The 16,066-nt window shown below is 63.5% G+C and carries 15 protein-coding genes and 1 other RNA gene; 14 read left to right on the forward strand and 2 right to left on the reverse strand.

The window, feature by feature from the left end:
* The first annotated feature begins 59 nt into the window (after positions 1–59).
* A complete protein-coding gene (ettA, locus tag AC6H34_RS20685; protein ID WP_497540072.1) occupies positions 60–1,715 on the forward strand; it encodes an energy-dependent translational throttle protein EttA in 1,656 nt (551 codons plus the stop codon).
* Positions 1,716–2,006: 291 nt separating this feature from the next.
* Positions 2,007–3,062, forward strand: coding sequence for an NAD(P)-dependent alcohol dehydrogenase (locus AC6H34_RS20690; RefSeq protein ID WP_497540073.1), 1,056 nt, complete (start codon positions 2,007–2,009; stop codon positions 3,060–3,062).
* 177 nt (positions 3,063–3,239) lie between these two features.
* Here the strand turns inward: AC6H34_RS20690 and AC6H34_RS20695 are convergent, their stop codons facing one another.
* Positions 3,240–4,583: an Hsp70 family protein gene (locus AC6H34_RS20695; protein ID WP_497540074.1), complete on the reverse strand. Its 1,344-nt coding sequence runs from the start codon at positions 4,581–4,583 to the stop codon at positions 3,240–3,242.
* A 142-nt stretch (positions 4,584–4,725) separates the two neighbouring features.
* Here AC6H34_RS20695 and AC6H34_RS20700 point away from each other — a divergent pair, with 142 nt between their 5' ends.
* The 9 genes from AC6H34_RS20700 to metF all read left to right on the forward strand — a co-directional run bounded on the left by AC6H34_RS20700 (position 4,726) and on the right by metF (position 12,507).
* Complete coding sequence (locus AC6H34_RS20700; RefSeq protein WP_448146847.1) at positions 4,726–5,451, forward strand: SDR family oxidoreductase; 726 nt, start codon at positions 4,726–4,728, stop codon at positions 5,449–5,451.
* 55 nt (positions 5,452–5,506) lie between these two features.
* A complete protein-coding gene (gene tam / locus AC6H34_RS20705; RefSeq protein WP_497540075.1) occupies positions 5,507–6,277 on the forward strand; it encodes a trans-aconitate 2-methyltransferase in 771 nt (256 codons plus the stop codon).
* Positions 6,278–6,426: 149 nt separating this feature from the next.
* Positions 6,427–7,083 carry an SGNH/GDSL hydrolase family protein gene (locus tag AC6H34_RS20710; RefSeq protein WP_448146849.1) on the forward strand — a complete coding sequence of 219 codons (657 nt, stop codon included), beginning with the start codon at positions 6,427–6,429 and terminating at the stop codon, positions 7,081–7,083.
* 324 nt (positions 7,084–7,407) lie between these two features.
* Positions 7,408–8,490 (forward strand): 3-deoxy-7-phosphoheptulonate synthase, encoded by a 1,083-nt coding sequence (locus AC6H34_RS20715; RefSeq protein ID WP_448146850.1) that lies wholly within the window; start codon positions 7,408–7,410, stop codon positions 8,488–8,490.
* A gap of 186 nt (positions 8,491–8,676) precedes the next feature.
* The gene (locus AC6H34_RS20720) at positions 8,677–9,306 is read left to right on the forward strand and encodes a LysE family translocator (protein WP_448146851.1); all 630 of its coding nucleotides are present in this window, start codon (positions 8,677–8,679) and stop codon (positions 9,304–9,306) included.
* The gene (locus AC6H34_RS20725; RefSeq protein WP_497540076.1) at positions 9,303–9,680 is read left to right on the forward strand and encodes a hypothetical protein; all 378 of its coding nucleotides are present in this window, start codon (positions 9,303–9,305) and stop codon (positions 9,678–9,680) included. Before AC6H34_RS20720 ends, AC6H34_RS20725 begins: the two co-directional genes overlap by 4 nt.
* A 29-nt stretch (positions 9,681–9,709) precedes the next feature.
* Positions 9,710–10,321 (forward strand): MOSC domain-containing protein, encoded by a 612-nt coding sequence (locus AC6H34_RS20730; RefSeq protein ID WP_497540077.1) that lies wholly within the window; start codon positions 9,710–9,712, stop codon positions 10,319–10,321.
* Between the two features lie 294 nt (positions 10,322–10,615).
* Entirely contained in the window at positions 10,616–11,614 is a 999-nt protein-coding gene (locus AC6H34_RS20735; protein ID WP_448146854.1) for an ArsR/SmtB family transcription factor, read from the forward strand.
* Positions 11,614–12,507: a methylenetetrahydrofolate reductase [NAD(P)H] gene (gene metF, locus AC6H34_RS20740; RefSeq protein WP_448146855.1), complete on the forward strand. Its 894-nt coding sequence runs from the start codon at positions 11,614–11,616 to the stop codon at positions 12,505–12,507. Before AC6H34_RS20735 ends, metF begins: the two co-directional genes overlap by 1 nt.
* 78 nt (positions 12,508–12,585) lie before the next feature.
* Here metF and AC6H34_RS20745 read toward each other — a convergent pair whose 3' ends face one another.
* Positions 12,586–13,293: a B3/B4 domain-containing protein gene (locus AC6H34_RS20745; protein ID WP_497540078.1), complete on the reverse strand. Its 708-nt coding sequence runs from the start codon at positions 13,291–13,293 to the stop codon at positions 12,586–12,588.
* A gap of 220 nt (positions 13,294–13,513) precedes the next feature.
* On the opposite strand from AC6H34_RS20745, the gene AC6H34_RS20750 reads away from it, so the two are divergent.
* From AC6H34_RS20750 to rnpB, 3 genes are all read left to right on the forward strand, one after another.
* The gene (locus AC6H34_RS20750; RefSeq protein WP_497540079.1) at positions 13,514–14,548 is read left to right on the forward strand and encodes a CorA family divalent cation transporter; all 1,035 of its coding nucleotides are present in this window, start codon (positions 13,514–13,516) and stop codon (positions 14,546–14,548) included.
* A gap of 89 nt (positions 14,549–14,637) precedes the next feature.
* Positions 14,638–15,384 (forward strand): N-acetylmuramoyl-L-alanine amidase, encoded by a 747-nt coding sequence (locus AC6H34_RS20755; RefSeq protein WP_497540080.1) that lies wholly within the window; start codon positions 14,638–14,640, stop codon positions 15,382–15,384.
* 171 nt (positions 15,385–15,555) lie between these two features.
* Positions 15,556–15,952: RNase P RNA component class A (rnpB, locus tag AC6H34_RS20760), an RNA gene on the forward strand.
* The last annotated feature ends 114 nt before the right edge of the window (positions 15,953–16,066 follow it).

Consider the following 16,066-nt stretch of genomic DNA (forward strand, 5'->3'; position numbering starts at 1 on the left):
GCCGCCTCCGCTACACACCGCCCCAATCCCCATTCTCTGACAAGCGGCAGCAAGGCACCATGGCCTCGTATCAATTCGTCTACCACATGCAGGGTCTGAACAAGACCTATCCGGGCGGCAAGAAGGTGCTGGATAACATCCACCTGTCCTTCTATCCCGATGCCAAGATCGGCGTGCTCGGCGTCAACGGCTCGGGCAAGTCGACACTGCTGCGCATCATGGCCGGCATCGACAAGGATTTCACCGGCGACGGCTGGGTGGCCGAAGGCGCGCGCGTGGGGTATCTGCCGCAGGAGCCGCAGCTCGACCCGAACAAGACGGTCCGCGAGAACGTCATGGACGGCGTTGCCGCCAAGAAGGCGATCCTCGACCGCTACAATGAACTCGCGATGAACTATTCGGACGAAACGGCGGACGAGATGACCCGCCTGCAGGACGAGATCGACGCCAAGAACCTGTGGGATCTGGACAGCCAGATCGACCAAGCCATGGACGCGCTGCGCTGCCCGCCGGACGATGCCAATGTCGCGACGCTCTCCGGTGGTGAGCGCCGCCGCGTGGCGCTCTGCCGCCTGCTGCTGGAACAGCCGGAACTCCTGCTGCTCGACGAGCCGACCAACCATCTGGACGCCGAGACGGTCGCCTGGCTGGAAGGGCATCTGCGCACGTATCCGGGCGCGATCCTGATCGTCACCCACGATCGCTACTTCCTCGACAACGTCACCGGCTGGATCCTCGAGCTCGATCGCGGTCGCGGCATTCCCTACGAAGGCAACTACTCCACCTGGCTGGTGCAGAAGCAGAAGCGCCTCGCCCAGGAAAAGAGCGAGGAGGAGGGCCGCCAGAAGCAGCTCGCCGCCGAGCAGGAATGGATCGCCGCGAGCCCGAAGGCGCGCCAGGCCAAGTCCAAGGCCCGCATCAACGCCTATGAGGACCTGCTCGCCAAGGCCAATGAGAAGGGCCCGACCACGGCCCAGATCATGATTCAGACCGGCCCGCGCCTCGGCGGCAAGGTCATCGAGGTCGAAGGCATCTCCAAGGCCTTCGGTGACCGTCTCCTGATCGACGATCTCTCCTTCTCCCTGCCGCCGGGCGGCATCGTCGGCGTGATCGGCCCGAACGGTGCCGGCAAGACCACGCTCTTCCGCATGCTGCTCGGCCTCGAAAAGCCCGACAGCGGCAGCATCACCTTCGGTGAAACGGTACAGCCGGGCTATGTGGACCAGTCGCGCGATGCGCTCGATCCGAAGAAGACGGTGTGGGAGGAGATCTCCGGCGGCAACGAGATCCTTTATCTCGGCAAGCGCGAGGTGAACTCGCGAGGCTACACGTCCGCCTTCAACTTCAAGGGCGGGGACCAGCAGAAGAAGGTCGGCGTGCTCTCGGGCGGCGAACGCAACCGCGTGCAGCTCGCCAAGATGCTGAAGGAGGGCTCCAACGTCCTCTTCCTCGACGAGCCGACCAACGATCTCGACGTGGAGACCCTGCGGGCCCTGGAAGAGGCCTTGGAGAACTATGCCGGCTGCGCCGTCATCATCTCGCATGATCGCTTCTTCCTCGACCGCCTCGCCACCCATATCCTCTCCTTCGAAGGCGACAGCCATGTCGAGTGGTTCGAGGGCAACTTCGAGGCCTATGAAGAGGACAAGAAGCGGCGCCTCGGTATCGATTCCACAATCCCCAAGCGCATCCAGTACAAGAAGTTCTCGCGCTGAGGGACTTGGCCGCGTAAGTCCGAACTTGTGCCGTCGCCGGGGGCTACCCCGGCGACAGCATCGCGGGATGTGATCGCACGCCGCGAATTTTGATCGGTCGGGCGCCGATGCCTGCGGTCGATCGAACCGACGTTTCAAATTCAAGTTTGCGCCGCAGCAATTGTCGGCTTATAGTCGCGAAGTGGAGGCAAGCTCCACTTATCCTAACGACATCCTCTTTCAAACACCGATCAAATGCTCACACGGCCTTCGAGGCGGTGCGAAACTGGTCGGCTATTCAAGGACATATCCATGTTTGTTTGTACCGGCTTTTCGACGAGCGCGGCAGATCAGCCGCTTGGGCTCGCGAAGATCAACCGTCGCGATCCCGGTCCGCGCGATGTCGAGATCAAGATCCGTTATTGCGGCGTCTGCCACTCCGACCTGCACACCGCCCGCAACGAGTGGGGCAATACGGTTTATCCCTGCACGCCAGGCCATGAGATCGTCGGCGAGGTGACCCGCGTCGGCGCCGAAGTGACGAAGTTCAAGGCCGGTGATCTCGCAGGCGTCGGTTGCCTGGTCGATTCCTGTCACACCTGCTCGGCCTGCAAGGAAGGACTGGAGCAGTATTGCGAGAACGGCTTCGTCGGCACCTATAACGGCCCCGACAAGCAGCTCGGCGGCATGACGCAGGGAGGCTACTCCTCCCACGTCGTGGTCGACGAGGACTTCGTGCTGCATCTGCCGAAGAACCTTGATCTTGCCGCCGTGGCGCCGCTGCTGTGCGCTGGCATCACCACCTACTCGCCGCTACGCCATTGGAAGGTCGGCCCCGGCCAGAAGGTCGGCATCGTGGGCCTCGGCGGCCTCGGCCATATGGGCGTGAAGCTCGCCCATGCCATGGGTGCTCATGTGGTGCTGTTCACCACCTCGCCGGGCAAGAGCGAGGACGCCAAGCGCCTGGGCGCCGACGAGGTCGTTATCTCGAGGAATGCCGAGGAGATGGCCAAGCACGCCGACAGCTTCGACTTCATCCTCGACACCGTGGCGGCAGACCATGACGTCAACGCCTATCTTGCGCTGCTGAAGCGCGACGGCACCATGACGCAGGTCGGTGCGCCGGAGAAGCCGCTGGCGGTTGCCGCTTTCAGCGTGATCTTCAAACGCCGCAACTTCGCGGGCTCGCTGATCGGCGGTCTGCCGGAGACGCAGGAGATGCTCGATTTCTGCGGCGAGAAGGGCATCGTTTCCGACATCGAGATCATCCCGATCCAGAAGATCGAGGAAGCCTATGCCCGCATGCTCAAGAGCGATGTGAAGTACCGCTTCGTCATCGACATGACGAGCCTGCCGGAAGCAGCGTAAATCGCATCACGCCGGGCGGCTTTTCGCTGCCCGGCTTTTTTTGGATGTCCGCGCGCCCGGAGGGGCGATCACCGATCGCCCTCTTCGTTTGTAGCAAGACGGGCCGTACCTCGGATGTCGATCGGTCATCGAACCCGAAATGTTGGCGCCGACGGGCGAGATGCCCGTGCAGCCGGATCAGGCCGCCGCCGGCAATTGCACCGCCCAGCGTTCCCTGTGCGCGTCCTGACCGATCAGCGCGAGGCCATGGGCGATCGATTCGAACTGGTCGGTGGAGACCAGCCGCTCCTCGCCGAAGCGCTCGACGAAGAGCTTGCGGATCGCCGGTACGAAGGACGTGCCGCCGGTAAGGAAGACACGGTCGATGGCCTTGCCTTCGACTTTTGCCCGGCGCAGGGCTTCGTCGAGCGTCGTGGCAATCTTCGCCACGCCCGGAGCGATCCAGCGCTCGAAGCTTTCCCGCCTGAGCTTTCCCTCGATGGCGATGTCGCCTCCCTTGAAGGAGAAGCGGGTTTCATCCTCCGAGGAAAGCGCGATCTTCGTCCTCGATACCGCGCTGTAGAGGGCGAACCCCATGTCGAATTCGATGATCTCGATGAACTTGCGTAGCTTTTCGGGTTCGATCGCCGATTTCAGAAGATCCTGCAAGCCCTTGAGATCGCCATTGGATTTCATCATGGCGAGCTGATGCCAGCGGGCAAGATTGGCATAGTAGTGATTGGGGATCGACAATTCCTTGTCGAAGGAACGGAAGTGCCCGCCCTTGCCGAGGCGGGGCGAAACGATACGGTCGACGATGCAGTAGTCGAAGGCATCCCCCGCGATGCCGATGCCCGCGTGGCCGAGCGGTTCGGCGTGCAGTTGTCCGGCGACATGTTCGAAGCGCATCACCGAGAAGTCGCTGGTGCCGCCGCCGAAATCGGCGACCAGCACGGTCGAATCCCGCTGCAGGTTGCGGGCATAGAAGAAGGCCGCGCCGACGGGCTCGTAGACATAGGAGGCGTTCTTCACGCCCACGCGCTCGAAGGCCAGGCGATAGCGCTGCATGGCAAGCGCATCGTCCGGCTGTCGGCCGGCGAAGGTCACCGGGCGGCCGATGACGATATTGGATGAGGAAAGGTCGAGCCGGCCCCCGGAATGCCTGACGAGCGTGCGCAGGAAGGTGGCGAGCAGGTCCTCGAAGCGATAGCGCTCGCGCAGGATGCGCGTCTCCTGGAAGGTGGAGTTCGCGGCGAAGGTTTTGAAGGACTGGATGAAGCGCAGCGGCGAACTCGCATCAAGGAACTGGTCGATCGCCCAGGGGCCGCCCTCGACGCGGGTCATGAGGCTGCCGCCGGCACCTTCGTCCCAGAAGCAGAGCGCGGTGACATAGCCATGGAGGGTCTGGCCGTCGTGATCGAACGACAGCGCTTCGGCGCGGCCGTCCTTGTCTGCAAAGGAGACCACGGTGTTGCTGGTGCCGAAGTCGATGCCAATGGAAAGCGGGCGCGTCGGCCCGCGCGAGTGCGAGGTATCCGGCATGGCTGGTCCTGGAGACGGGAAGGGCCGGGGGCATTAGCCCAGTTGGGCCGAGAAAGCTAGTCCCTTTCGACGGGCGATTTGTCAGACTTGTCAGGACAGGCGAGGTCGCTACGATGCGCGCCAACAGGAAAGGGAGGACGACATGGAATTTGCCGGAGAGCGTATCGTCGTGACGGGGGCGACACGCGGCATCGGCCGCGCAACGGCGAAGCTTCTCGCCGACCGGGGTGCGAAGGTGGTCGCCATTGGCCGCAGCAAGGAAGACCTGGCGAGCCTGGCCGCAGAGATCGATGCTGAGACGCATGCGGTCGATCTCGCCGATCCCGAGGCGGTGAGGGAGGCTGCACGCAGGATCCAGCCCATCGACCGGCTGGTCAACAACGCCGGCACCACGTCGCTCGAACCCTTTCTCGAGACAAGCGTCAGCGCTTTCCAGGAACTCATGGCGGTCAATGTCGTCGCTGCGATGATCTTCGGCCAGGAGTGCGCCAAGGACATGATCGCCAGAGGCAAGAAGGGAGCGATCGTCAACGTCTCCAGCATCTCCTCCAGCATCGGATTCGCCGATCACGCCGCCTATTGTGCCAGCAAGGGGGCGCTCGATTCGCTCACCACCGTGATGGCGAACGAGCTCGGTCGCCAGGGCATCCGCGTCAATGCAGTCTGTCCCACCATCGTGCTGACACCCATGGCAGTGAAGGCCTGGAGTGACCCCGCCAAGGCCGATCCGATGCTGAAGCGCATCCCGCTCGGGCGTTTCTTCGAGCCGGTCGAGTGCGCCGAGGCGATCGTCTTCCTGCTCAGCGACAAGGCCTCGATGGTCAACGGCGTGACCATGCCCGTCGACGGCGGCTTCCTGATTAATTGATTGGCCGTGCAGACCGGCGCGCGCCATGGTGCCGCGCTTCATGCGAGTGGACGAGATGGCTGACTGGAATCCTTCCCTATATCTGCGCTTCGAGGACGAGCGCACCCGCCCCGCACGCGATCTTCTCGGCCGTGTGCTGCTGGACGGCGTCACCCATGCCGTGGATATCGGGTGCGGGCCGGGCAATTCCACCGAACTCCTGGCGGAGCGCTGGCCGGATGCCGATATCCTCGGTATCGATACCTCCGATGCCATGCTGGCCGATGCCCGCAAGCGCCTGCCATCTGCCCGCTTCGAGAAGGGTGATGCCTTGCACTGGCATGCGGTGAGGGCGCCGGACGTGATATTCGCCAATGCGGTCATGCAGTGGGTGTCCGGTCACGCCGCCCTGCTGCCACGCCTGCTGGCCCAGGCGGCCCCGGCAGGCGTCCTCGCCGTGCAGATGCCGGACAATCTGGAAGAGCCGTCGCATCGGCTGATGCGCGAGACGGCGCTCCTCGGTCCGTGGGCGCCGAAATTCGGCGAGGGCGGGCGCCTGCGCGAGCGAATTCTGCCGGGCGAGGACTACTACAATCTGTTTGCCGGCCAGGCCTCGCTGATCGACATCTGGCGCACGACCTATTTCCATGTCCTCGACGATGCCGCGGCCATCGTTTCCTGGGTGCGGGCGACAGGCTTGCGGTCCTATCTCGACCTCCTCGACGAGAGCGAGCAGCCGCAGTTCCTGGAGGATTACACCGCCCGTATCGCCCAGGCCTATCCGCCCCGCAGCGACGGCAAGGTGGTGCTCGCCTTTCCGCGGATTTTCATCGTGGCGAAGAAATAGGCTTTCCCGGATCCGCATACGCGAGACGCGGAGCTTGCCGAAGAGGGCCGTCGATCCTGAGATCGCCACGCATATCCCGCATCTGCAAAGCGGGAGGGTGTGTGTCGGGCGCTCGAAATCTATGAATATCAACAAGTTGGAGGAATATTGTGAAGAACATTCTTTGCTTCGGTGATTCCAATACCTACGGCACGCCGCCCATGGCCGGCCCCGGCGACGAGCGCCGCTTCGACGGCAAGACACGGTGGCCGGGCATCATGCGCAAGATCCTCGGCCATTCCTGGCATGTCATTGAGGAGGGGCTGCCGGGACGAACGACCATTCGTGACGACCTCATCGAGGGCATTTTCAAGAACGGCAAGCGCTATCTCGCAGCCTGCCTCGAGAGCCACAGGCCGCTCGACGTGATCGTGCTCGCCCTTGGCACCAACGATCTGAAGGCCCGCTTCTGCGCTCCGCCCGAGGACATTGCCGCTGGCATCGACATACTCGCCGGCATCATCAACGCAACGCCCAATCTCGGCCACCCGCCGGCCAAGCTCCTGATCGTGGGCCCGCCGCCGATCGGTCTGGTCGGGTTCCTTGGCGCCATGTTCGCAGGCGGCGTCGAAAAATCGAAGGCATTGCCGCCGCTCTATGAAGCCGTCGCTCGCAAGCATGGCGCCGATTTCATCGATGCCGGCAAGCTTGTGGCGGTAAGTCCGGTGGATGGCATCCACTATGACGAGGCGACGCACCGCGTCCTCGGCGAGACGATCGCGACCAGGGTGCAGGAAATGGTTGGTGAGAGGACGATCTCGGTCTGATCATCCGCAAGCCATGTGGTCATGCGGACAGTCGTGGCCCCGTCAAGGATTCCGTAGCGGCATGAGCGGAAGATGCATTCCGATGCAAAAGACAGGTGACAAAGCCCGTTCGCGCGACTATATGCGTCCCATGACCTTTGCATCCGCCCCCTACTTTTACTGGTATTTTGGCTTTCGCAGGCCGCTGGCGGAGGTAGGGGTGCGCTCGATCTGAAGATTGCAGTAAGTCAGACCCGAACAACCGCCAGCCCATCTGGCGGTTTTTTTGTGCCGCCGGCTGGGACCCAACTCTCTCCAGGAACCCGAGGCCAAGGAACCCAGGCTATGTTGAGCACCACCGACGATCTTCGCATCCGTGAAATCAAGGCATTGACCACCCCCGCCGCTGTAATGAGCGAGCATCCGCGCACGCTGGAAGTGACGCGCACCGTCAGCGAGGCACGCGGCGCCTTCCACGATATTCTTCGCGGGAGCGACGATCGTCTCGCCGTGGTCATCGGTCCCTGTTCGATCCATGATCCGGTGGCCGCTCTCGATTACGCCAACCGTTTGGTGAAGCTGCGCCAGCGCCTGGGTTCTTCGCTGGAAATCATCATGCGGGTCTATTTCGAGAAGCCTCGCACCACGGTGGGCTGGAAGGGGCTTATCAACGATCCCGATCTCGACGGAAGCTTCCAGATCGACAAGGGGCTGAGGATCGCGCGCAAGGTGCTGCTCGACATCAACAGTCTCGGGCTGCCCGCTGCCTGCGAATTCCTGGACATGACAACGCCGCAATACATCGCCGATCTCGTCGCCTGGGGGGCGATCGGCGCGCGCACGACCGAAAGCCAGATCCATCGCGAACTCGCCTCGGGACTCAGTTGCCCGGTCGGCTTCAAGAACGGCACGGATGGCAATGTGCGCATCGCCGTGGACGCGGTGAAGTCGGCATCGCAGCCGCATCATTTCATGGCGGTTACCAAGGACGGCCAGTCGGCCATCGCCTCGACCACCGGGAACGAGGACTGCCATATCATCTTGCGCGGCGGCAAGGCGCCGAACTACGATGCGGCCAGTGTGGAGGCCGCCTGTGCCGAGGTTGCCAAGTCCGGGCTTTCTCCTGTCGTGATGATCGATGCCAGCCACGCCAACAGTTCCAAGAAGCCCGAGAACCAGCCGCTCGTCGTCGACGATATCGCCGGGCAGGTTGCTGCAGGCGACAATCGCATCATCGGTGTCATGGTCGAGAGCAACCTCGTCGCAGGCCGTCAGGACCAGGCGCCGGGCAAGCCGCTGACCTACGGCCAGAGCATTACCGACGGCTGCATCGACTGGGATACGACCGTGGTCGTGCTGGAGCGTCTGGCGCTTGCTGTCGAGCAGCGCCGTATCGCCAACCGCGCAGCGGTGAAGGTAGGCGCGTAACGCCGGCAGCGTGGACGCCCGTCCGCCGTCGAACTTTAATTCCGCGGAGAGAGGCGGAGTGCTTGTCCTTGCGCTCCGCCTTTTCTTTGGCGTTATCGTTTCGAGAGCGTACGGGGCGTCTGCGCCCCCGGGCTTGCAATTCCCCTCCCGTCATGGATTGCTGGCTTCCTATTCGGAGCCTGCCCCATGCCCCTCGATCATTGGCTCGCCTTCGCGGCCGCCTCGGCCGTCCTGCTCGTCATTCCCGGCCCGACGATCCTGCTCGTGATTTCCTATGCGCTCGGCCATGGCCGTCGCTTGGCAGGGGCGACGGTTGCGGGCGTCGCTCTTGGCGACTTCACTGCCATGACCGCATCGATGCTCGGCCTCGGCGCTCTGCTGGCGACTTCTGCGGCGATATTCACGGCACTGAAATGGATCGGCGCTGCCTATCTGATCTATCTCGGCCTCAAGCTTTGGCGTGCACCCGTCGGTGCTGCGCTTCAGGATGGAGCGAGCGAGCCGGCGGGCCAGCCGCTGCGCATCTTTCTGCATGCCTATGTGGTCACGGCGCTCAATCCCAAGAGCATCCTGTTCTTCGTGGCCTTCCTCCCGCAATTCCTCGATATGTCCCGACCGATCGCCCTGCAGATGGTGATCTTCGAGGCGACCTTCCTCGTTCTCGCCACGCTCAATGCCAGCATCTATGCCTTGATGGCGGCCATGGCGCGCTCCACCATCCGCAAGCCGCGAGTGCAGAGTCTGGTCAATCGCACAGGCGGCACGCTGATGATCGGCGCCGGCCTGCTCGCCCTGGGCTGGAAGAGAGCAGCGTGACCGAAGCGCAGATCATTGGCAAGATCGCCTTTGCCGTCTGGTGGCGCATCGGCGTGCCGTTCGCCCTGTTCGTGTTCTGCTGGGGCTTCGTGGTCAACTTTCTGCTCTACGTGTTGCCGATGGCGCAGGTTTCCGGGCTGATCTCCGGCTACGTCGTGATGTTCCTCGGCATGCTCACGGGCGGCGACATGCTGATGGGCGACGGCATCGTCGGCACGATCGTGGTCGGCTTCCTGCGCGCCATCCTCGACAATCTGCCAATTCTCGTTGTGCTCCTGTTTTTGACTCGCTGGCAGGTGAAGCGGCATATCGGCCCCATCCTGCGCGAATACCATCTCGCCCAGCGTGGGCGGGACGACAATTCGGCGCCATGACGGGCCGCCCTGCCTCCAAGAGAATATCGATGTCAGAACAGACCTCCTATGCGATCCCGGATATCGCCGTCATTCCCGCCATCAAGCGCAAGGGCAGGGTGGCGGCGCTGGGAGCCGCGCCGGGCGAGGAGATCGGGGCGGAGCGCCGCGCGGTTCTCGAACTCACCCATGAAGGGATTCCGGGCGACCGCCATGCCGGTTTTCTGCGTCCTGCAGATGTGCGGGTGCCCTGGTTCAAGCGTGGGGAGGCGATCCAGAACGAGCGCCAGGTCTCGATCGTATCGATGGAGGAACTTTCCGTCATTGCCGCCAATCTGGGGGTCGAAAGGGTGGCGCCGGAATGGCTCGGGGCCAATCTCGCAGTGGAAGGACTGCCCGACTTCTCCTTCATCTCGCGTGGCACCCGCCTGTTCTTCCCATCCGGCGCGGTGCTTGCGGTGACCGACCAGAACGCTCCATGCCGAATCGCAGGCGCGGAAGTCGAGAGAAACCTGCCGGATGCCGAGGGACTGGCCTTGCGCTTTGCCGCCGCCGCCAAGCGCCTGCGCGGCGTCGTCGCCTATGTGGACAGGCCGGGGCCGATCTCGGCAGGCGAGGAGTTCGCCGCGCGTGTGCCCGAGCAGTGGGTCTGGCGGGGATAGGCGTTTCTCCTTTCCACCATCGCCCCAGCCCCTCTCTTCGCGGTTCTTGATGCCTGCCCTCCGGGGCTTGCGGCCTGTTGGTCATGACAGTCTCCTCTTGTCGGCTTCATCGCGCGATGGGCTCGATCGGAAGCCCTATGGATACCGCCATTTCCGAACGGATCTGGCCCTGTGCTCCCGGCAAATTGCACGTCCGTCGCCATGGCGCACTTCGTCGTCGGTTTTGAAACAAAAATCTTGCGCAATTTCGGAAATCACATAAACATATCTTTATGTGAGGAATGAAAGCGGGCAATGGCAACTTCAGCTCCCTTCGAAACGGTATTGAGTGCGCTCAAGGCGGCAGGCGAGCCCACACGCCTGCGCCTGCTCGCGATCCTGGCGGAGGGCGAACTCAACGTCACCGATCTCACGGAGATCCTCGGCCAGTCCCAGCCGCGCATTTCGCGCCACCTTAAGCTGCTGGTGGAGGCCGGTCTGGTAGAGCGCATCCGCGAAGGCGCCTGGGCCTTCTTCCGTCTGGCAGAGGGCACGCTGAAATCCGAACTCTTCGCGGAAATCCTCGCGCGGCTTGACCGCAGCGACCGCATCCTCGCCCGGGATCGCTCCCGCCTCGTGGAAGTACGCCGGGCCCGTGCCTCCGTCGCCGCCGATTATTTCCGTGCCCACGCCGGCGATTGGGATCGTATCCGTGCCCTGCACGCTTCCGACGATGCCGTCGAAGCCGTCCTCAGGCAGGTGGTTGGCACCCAACCGGTGCAGGCTTTTCTCGACATCGGCACTGGTACCGGCCGCATGCTCGAACTTTTCGCACCGCTGGCGACGCGCGCGGTGGGCATCGACGCAAGCGCCGAGATGCTGGTGATCGCCCGCGCCAATCTCGAGCGCAACGGTATCCGAAACGCCGTGGTGCGCCAGGGCGATCTCTTCGCGCTGTCGGTCGAGCCGGGCGCCTATGACCTCATCATCGTTCACCAGGTGCTGCATTACCTCGACGACGGAGCGCGGGCCCTGCGCGAGATCGCCCGCGCGCTGAGGCCGGGCGGCCGGCTGGTAATCGTCGACTTCTCACCGCACGAACTGGAATTCCTCCGCGAGGACTTCGCCCATCGCCGCCTCGGCTTTGCCCGCGAGACCATCGAGCATTGGCTCGAGGCGGCGCATCTTCAGCCCGAGGGCTGGCGCGAGGTGGAGGCCGGCGACGGCCCCTCCAGTCTCACGGTTTCAATATGGACAGGGCGCGACCCGCGCCGGGTCTCCGACAGTATTTCTCTTGGTCAGGAGGTGGCGTGATGGCTGGTCATGCATTGCCCTCACGCGGTGGTATCCGTGTTTCCTTCGAGTTCTTTCCGCCCAAGAATGCGGAGATGGAGGCCTCGCTCTGGGAAGCGGTCGAGCGACTGGCCCCGCTCGACCCGGTCTTCGCTTCGGTAACCTACGGGGCTGGCGGCACGACGCGGGAGCGCACCCACGGCACGGTGGCCCGGATGGTTCGGGAGACGGATATTCGGCCGGCGGCGCACCTCACCTGCGTGGGCGCTACGCGGGAGGCCGTCGACGAGGTGATCCGTTCCTATGCCGACGCCGGTGTGCGCCATATCGTGGCGCTCCGCGGTGATCCGCCTGCCGGGGTGGGCGCTCACTACGAGCCCCATCCGGGAGGCTATGCCAGCTCAGCCGATCTGGTCGCCGGCATCAGGTCCCTCGGTGATTTCGAGGTTTCCGTCTCGGCCTATCCCGAGAAGCATCCCGAAAGCCCCTCGATTGCCTTCGACATCGATATCCTCAAGGCCAAGGTCGACGCGGGAGCCTCCCGTGCCATCACCCAGTTCTTCTTCGATAACGAGCACTATCTGCGCTATGTCGACCGTGTGCGCGAGGCTGGCATCGACATACCCATCGTGCCTGGAATCGTGCCGGTTCAGAACTTCAAGCAGGTGAGGAGCTTCGCGGAACGCTGCGGCACCAGCGTTCCCCGGCGGCTCGCCGAACGCTTCGAAGGCCTGGACGACGATGTCGCCACTCGTAAACTCGTGGCGGCCGCAGTGGCGGCAGAGCAGGTTTTCGACCTCGTGGACCGCGGCGTGAGCGAATTCCACTTCTATACGATGAACAAGGCTGATCTCGTCTACGCGATCTGCCATCTGCTGGGTTTGAGGCCGAAGGTGGAGAAGGCAGCCGCGTAGGATAGGGGGCGGTCCTGCGGGCAGCATGGAACCGGCTTGGTCGAAAAGACTGCACCATCAAAGCCCAGGATCGAACACCTAGGGGATCGTCACCGTCGGTGTCTCCCTGTCGGCATAAGCGAGCCGGATCCGTGCGCCGCACTCCGACTCGAGCAACTCGGACAATTCATCCGCTGCCGCTTCCAGATCGCCCCATCCGTTCGCCTGCACGGTGATCAGCGCCCGCCTGGTGTCGGTGGTGATGGCCGATCGCATGTCCTGGCGCCAGTTCCAGCGCCGGCAGAGGACGTGCCGGCTGTCGGCCAGCACGACTTCGCCGTCCTTGGGCGGGTCGTCGGGATCATCTCCGGCCTCGGCTCCCATGTCCAGGAAGCTGTCGCCAGGCCGCGAGAAGCGGAAGGCAACGGGCGGGGCGATCTTGTCGAGGTCGTCCGCCCCGATGCAGAAGCCGTGCTGCAGCGAGGCCGCGTTGTAGATGTCGACGAAACTGTTGATGGCAGGCAGGCTGTCACCGGCGAGCACCCGCTTGATCAGCCGCTCCACCGAGGAACGGTAGCTGGTCTTCTTGATGCCGAAGCCCTTATAGGCGCTCCGCCAGGCCGCGACGCCGGGAATGGCGGAGAGTTCCGTGCCGGCGTGGCGCCGCCGGCACTCCGCCTCGCCCTCGCGGATAAGGTGGTCCAGCCTCTCAGAACGGGGGCCGGAGATATTCAGCCGCTCGGCCACGATCACCGCGACGCGGAAATCGGGAAAACGCTCGACAAGTTCGGCGATGCTGAGGTCCATGAGGGAGAAACCAGTTTCCGGTGGAGCATGAGGGAAGGGACCCTGGCATCGGGCAAGGTCTCGTGGAATCCCTTGCCCGGCAGGGAGCCTTCACTTCGGCTTGCCTGTGCCTGCCGACCTGATAAAGTGAATCGGCACATGGCGGCAAGCTTTTGTGGCATTTATGTTTTCCCCGTTCCCAGAGTTTCTCAGGGACGGTCAGTTATTCCCGGGGGCCGGCATGGGAGAGCCGACTTCACGTTCCGCAAGTTACGGTGTCGAACCGGGGCTGCGTTTTGCCCTGTTGCTTGATGGCCGCGGAGGATGTCAGCAGATCGATTGGGAACGCGCCAGCAACTGGCGACCGGACCAGGGCGTGATCTGGATCCATCTCGAACGGGATGATCCGGTCGCCGCCGAATGGATCAACGGCAAGGCCGGCTTCGATCCCGTGATCGCCGAGGCCCTGCTCGAGGAAGAATCGCGGCCGCGCGTCGAACCCGTGGATGATGGTCTTCTCATCATCCTGCGCGGCGTCTGCGCGACGTCTCCAGAGGATGTCGACGAGAAGGAAAGGCCCTCCGATATCGACCTCGTCCCCCTGCATTTGTGGGTCGACGGCAATCGCGTTATTTCGCTGCGTGACAAGGGCCATTACATGACGGCGCTGCGAGACATTCGCAAGGCGCTGCACAAGGGCAAGGGCCCCAACCACACCGGCGACCTTCTCGCCATGATCGGCGACAAACTCGTGCGTGATCTTGAGCCGGTGCTCGACGGCATGGACGAGGAGGTCGACGAACTCGACGACATGATCTTCAACGGAGAGGCCAGCGAAGTGCGCGAACGCTTGAAGCTGCTGCGCCGCCGCTCCGTCCAACTCCGCCGCTACCTTGCCCCGCAGCGAGACGCGCTCAATCGCATGGAGCATGATGACGCTCCCTGGCTCATGGAGCGCGACAAGCTGCGCCTGCGCGAGGTCACCGACAAGCTCATGCGCTTCATCGAGTATCTCGATGCCATTCGCGACCGCACCACCATCCTGCACGACGATCTGGGCACCGTGATCAGCGAGCGCATCGCCCGCAATTCCAACCGCCTCGCGGCGCTTGCCGCCCTGCTGCTGCCCCCGAGCGTGGTGGCCGGTCTGTTCGGCATGAATGTCGGCGGCATTCCGGGCGTGAACGACACCTGGGCCTTCGTGGTCATCGTTGCCTTCGTGACCATCACCTCAGTCGCCACGCTGTGGGTGCTCAAGCGCATCAACTGGCTTTGAAGAGAGCACCTTAACGGGCTTTATCGTCGGAGCCGGATGGCGTAGAGCCATGACAGCGCTCCCCGAATCCTACCCTAGAGAACCGCTTCTTGCAGCCCGATAGCACACTCGTTCACCGCCTGGTGCCATCGCCCAATCATGGCGAGCGGATCGACAGGGGAAGCCCACTGCTTCTCATCCTGCACTATACCGGCATGCCCGACGGGCCTGGCGCGCTCGCACGCCTCGCGGATCCCGCTTCACAGGTCTCCTGCCATTATTTCGTCGGGGAGGACGGCGAGATCGCGCAGATGGTGCCCGAGGCCAGGCGTGCTTGGCATGCCGGCCAGTCGAGCTGGGAGGGCGTCGCCGACATAAATTCCCACTCCATCGGTATCGAGATCGTCAACCCGGGCCATGAATGGGGCTACCGCGATTTTCCGCCTGCCCAGATGGCGGCGGTGAGGGCGCTGAGCCGCGACATCGTCCGCAGGCACGGCATCAGGCCCCAGCATGTTCTCGGTCACTCCGATATCGCACCGCTGCGCAAGACGGATCCGGGCGAACGGTTCGACTGGGAAAGTCTGGCGGCCGAAGGCGTCGGCCTCTACGTGCCACCGTCGCCGATCCGGGGTGGCCGCTTCTTCTCACCGGGAGAGGCGGGCCAGCCGATCGAGGCTCTGCAGGCGATGTTCTCGCTCTATGGCTATGGCCTGGAAATAACCGGTTCCTATGATGTGTTGACCGAAGCCGTCGTCACCGCCTTCCAGCGCCATTTCCGGCCCGCCTTGGTCGACGGCATCTGCGACGCCTCCACCATCGAGACGCTGCGCGATTTGATTGCCAAACGGGGATAGCAGGAGGATGGCGCAACAGCGCTGTGCGTTTTCGCACAGCGCGATTCGGCGCCGTGCCCTACATCCGATCCTACGAATGGTTCCCATTCCCTCCAAGACACACCTTGCCGGCGCATTGCGCCGGCTTTTTCTTTGTTGACGTCTCGATGACATCGCGTCAGACAGGCGCGGCTAGCTGGCCGGGCGGCCGCTGTTCCAGGGCGTTCGCTCCTGGGATGGAGGAAAGTCCGGGCTCCACGGAAATAGGGTGCCGGCTAATGGCCGGCGGGGGCGACCTCAGGGAAAGCGCCACAGAAAGCAAACCGCCCCGGCGATGCCGGGGTAAGGGTGAAAGGGTGCGGTAAGAGCGCACCGCATTTCTGGTAACAGGAATGGCACGGCAAGCCCCACCCGGAGCAAGACCGAATAGGGACGGCCGCGGCGGCCTTCGGGTGCGCCGGAGCGCATTTCCGCGCTGTCGTTCGGGTTGGTTGCGTTGAGGTTGCCGGCAACGGCAGCCCCAGATGAATGGCCGCCACGTTCGCGCAAGCGGGCCATACAGAACCCGGCTTACAGGCCAGCTAGCATCCTCCCTCCGTCGGACGAACGGCCTGTCGGGAGCCTGAGTCCAGAGATAGGACGCCTTCTCGCGTCCATTCTTGTCTTTGTCGTCAAACATCGCCAGATTGCGCGGGAAATCGTC

It is taken from the genome of Labrys sp. ALF-8 (assembly GCF_059699065.1).

What these genes read in the sequence shown, in the direction of transcription:
- AC6H34_RS20700 (WP_448146847.1), top strand. Translation starts at nt 4,726, where the DNA reads ATGGAATTTGCCGGAGAGCGTATCGTCGTGACGGGGGCGACACGCGGC.
- tam (WP_497540075.1), top strand. Translation starts at nt 5,507, where the DNA reads ATGGCTGACTGGAATCCTTCCCTATATCTGCGCTTCGAGGACGAGCGC.
- AC6H34_RS20695 (WP_497540074.1), bottom strand. Translation starts at nt 4,583, where the DNA reads ATGCCGGATACCTCGCACTCGCGCGGGCCGACGCGCCCGCTTTCCATT.
- AC6H34_RS20690 (WP_497540073.1), top strand. Translation starts at nt 2,007, where the DNA reads ATGTTTGTTTGTACCGGCTTTTCGACGAGCGCGGCAGATCAGCCGCTT.
- ettA (WP_497540072.1), top strand. Translation starts at nt 60, where the DNA reads ATGGCCTCGTATCAATTCGTCTACCACATGCAGGGTCTGAACAAGACC.
- AC6H34_RS20735 (WP_448146854.1), top strand. Translation starts at nt 10,616, where the DNA reads ATGGCAACTTCAGCTCCCTTCGAAACGGTATTGAGTGCGCTCAAGGCG.
- AC6H34_RS20750 (WP_497540079.1), top strand. Translation starts at nt 13,514, where the DNA reads ATGGGAGAGCCGACTTCACGTTCCGCAAGTTACGGTGTCGAACCGGGG.
- AC6H34_RS20730 (WP_497540077.1), top strand. Translation starts at nt 9,710, where the DNA reads ATGTCAGAACAGACCTCCTATGCGATCCCGGATATCGCCGTCATTCCC.
- AC6H34_RS20720 (WP_448146851.1), top strand. Translation starts at nt 8,677, where the DNA reads ATGCCCCTCGATCATTGGCTCGCCTTCGCGGCCGCCTCGGCCGTCCTG.
- AC6H34_RS20745 (WP_497540078.1), bottom strand. Translation starts at nt 13,293, where the DNA reads ATGGACCTCAGCATCGCCGAACTTGTCGAGCGTTTTCCCGATTTCCGC.
- metF (WP_448146855.1), top strand. Translation starts at nt 11,614, where the DNA reads ATGGCTGGTCATGCATTGCCCTCACGCGGTGGTATCCGTGTTTCCTTC.
- AC6H34_RS20715 (WP_448146850.1), top strand. Translation starts at nt 7,408, where the DNA reads ATGTTGAGCACCACCGACGATCTTCGCATCCGTGAAATCAAGGCATTG.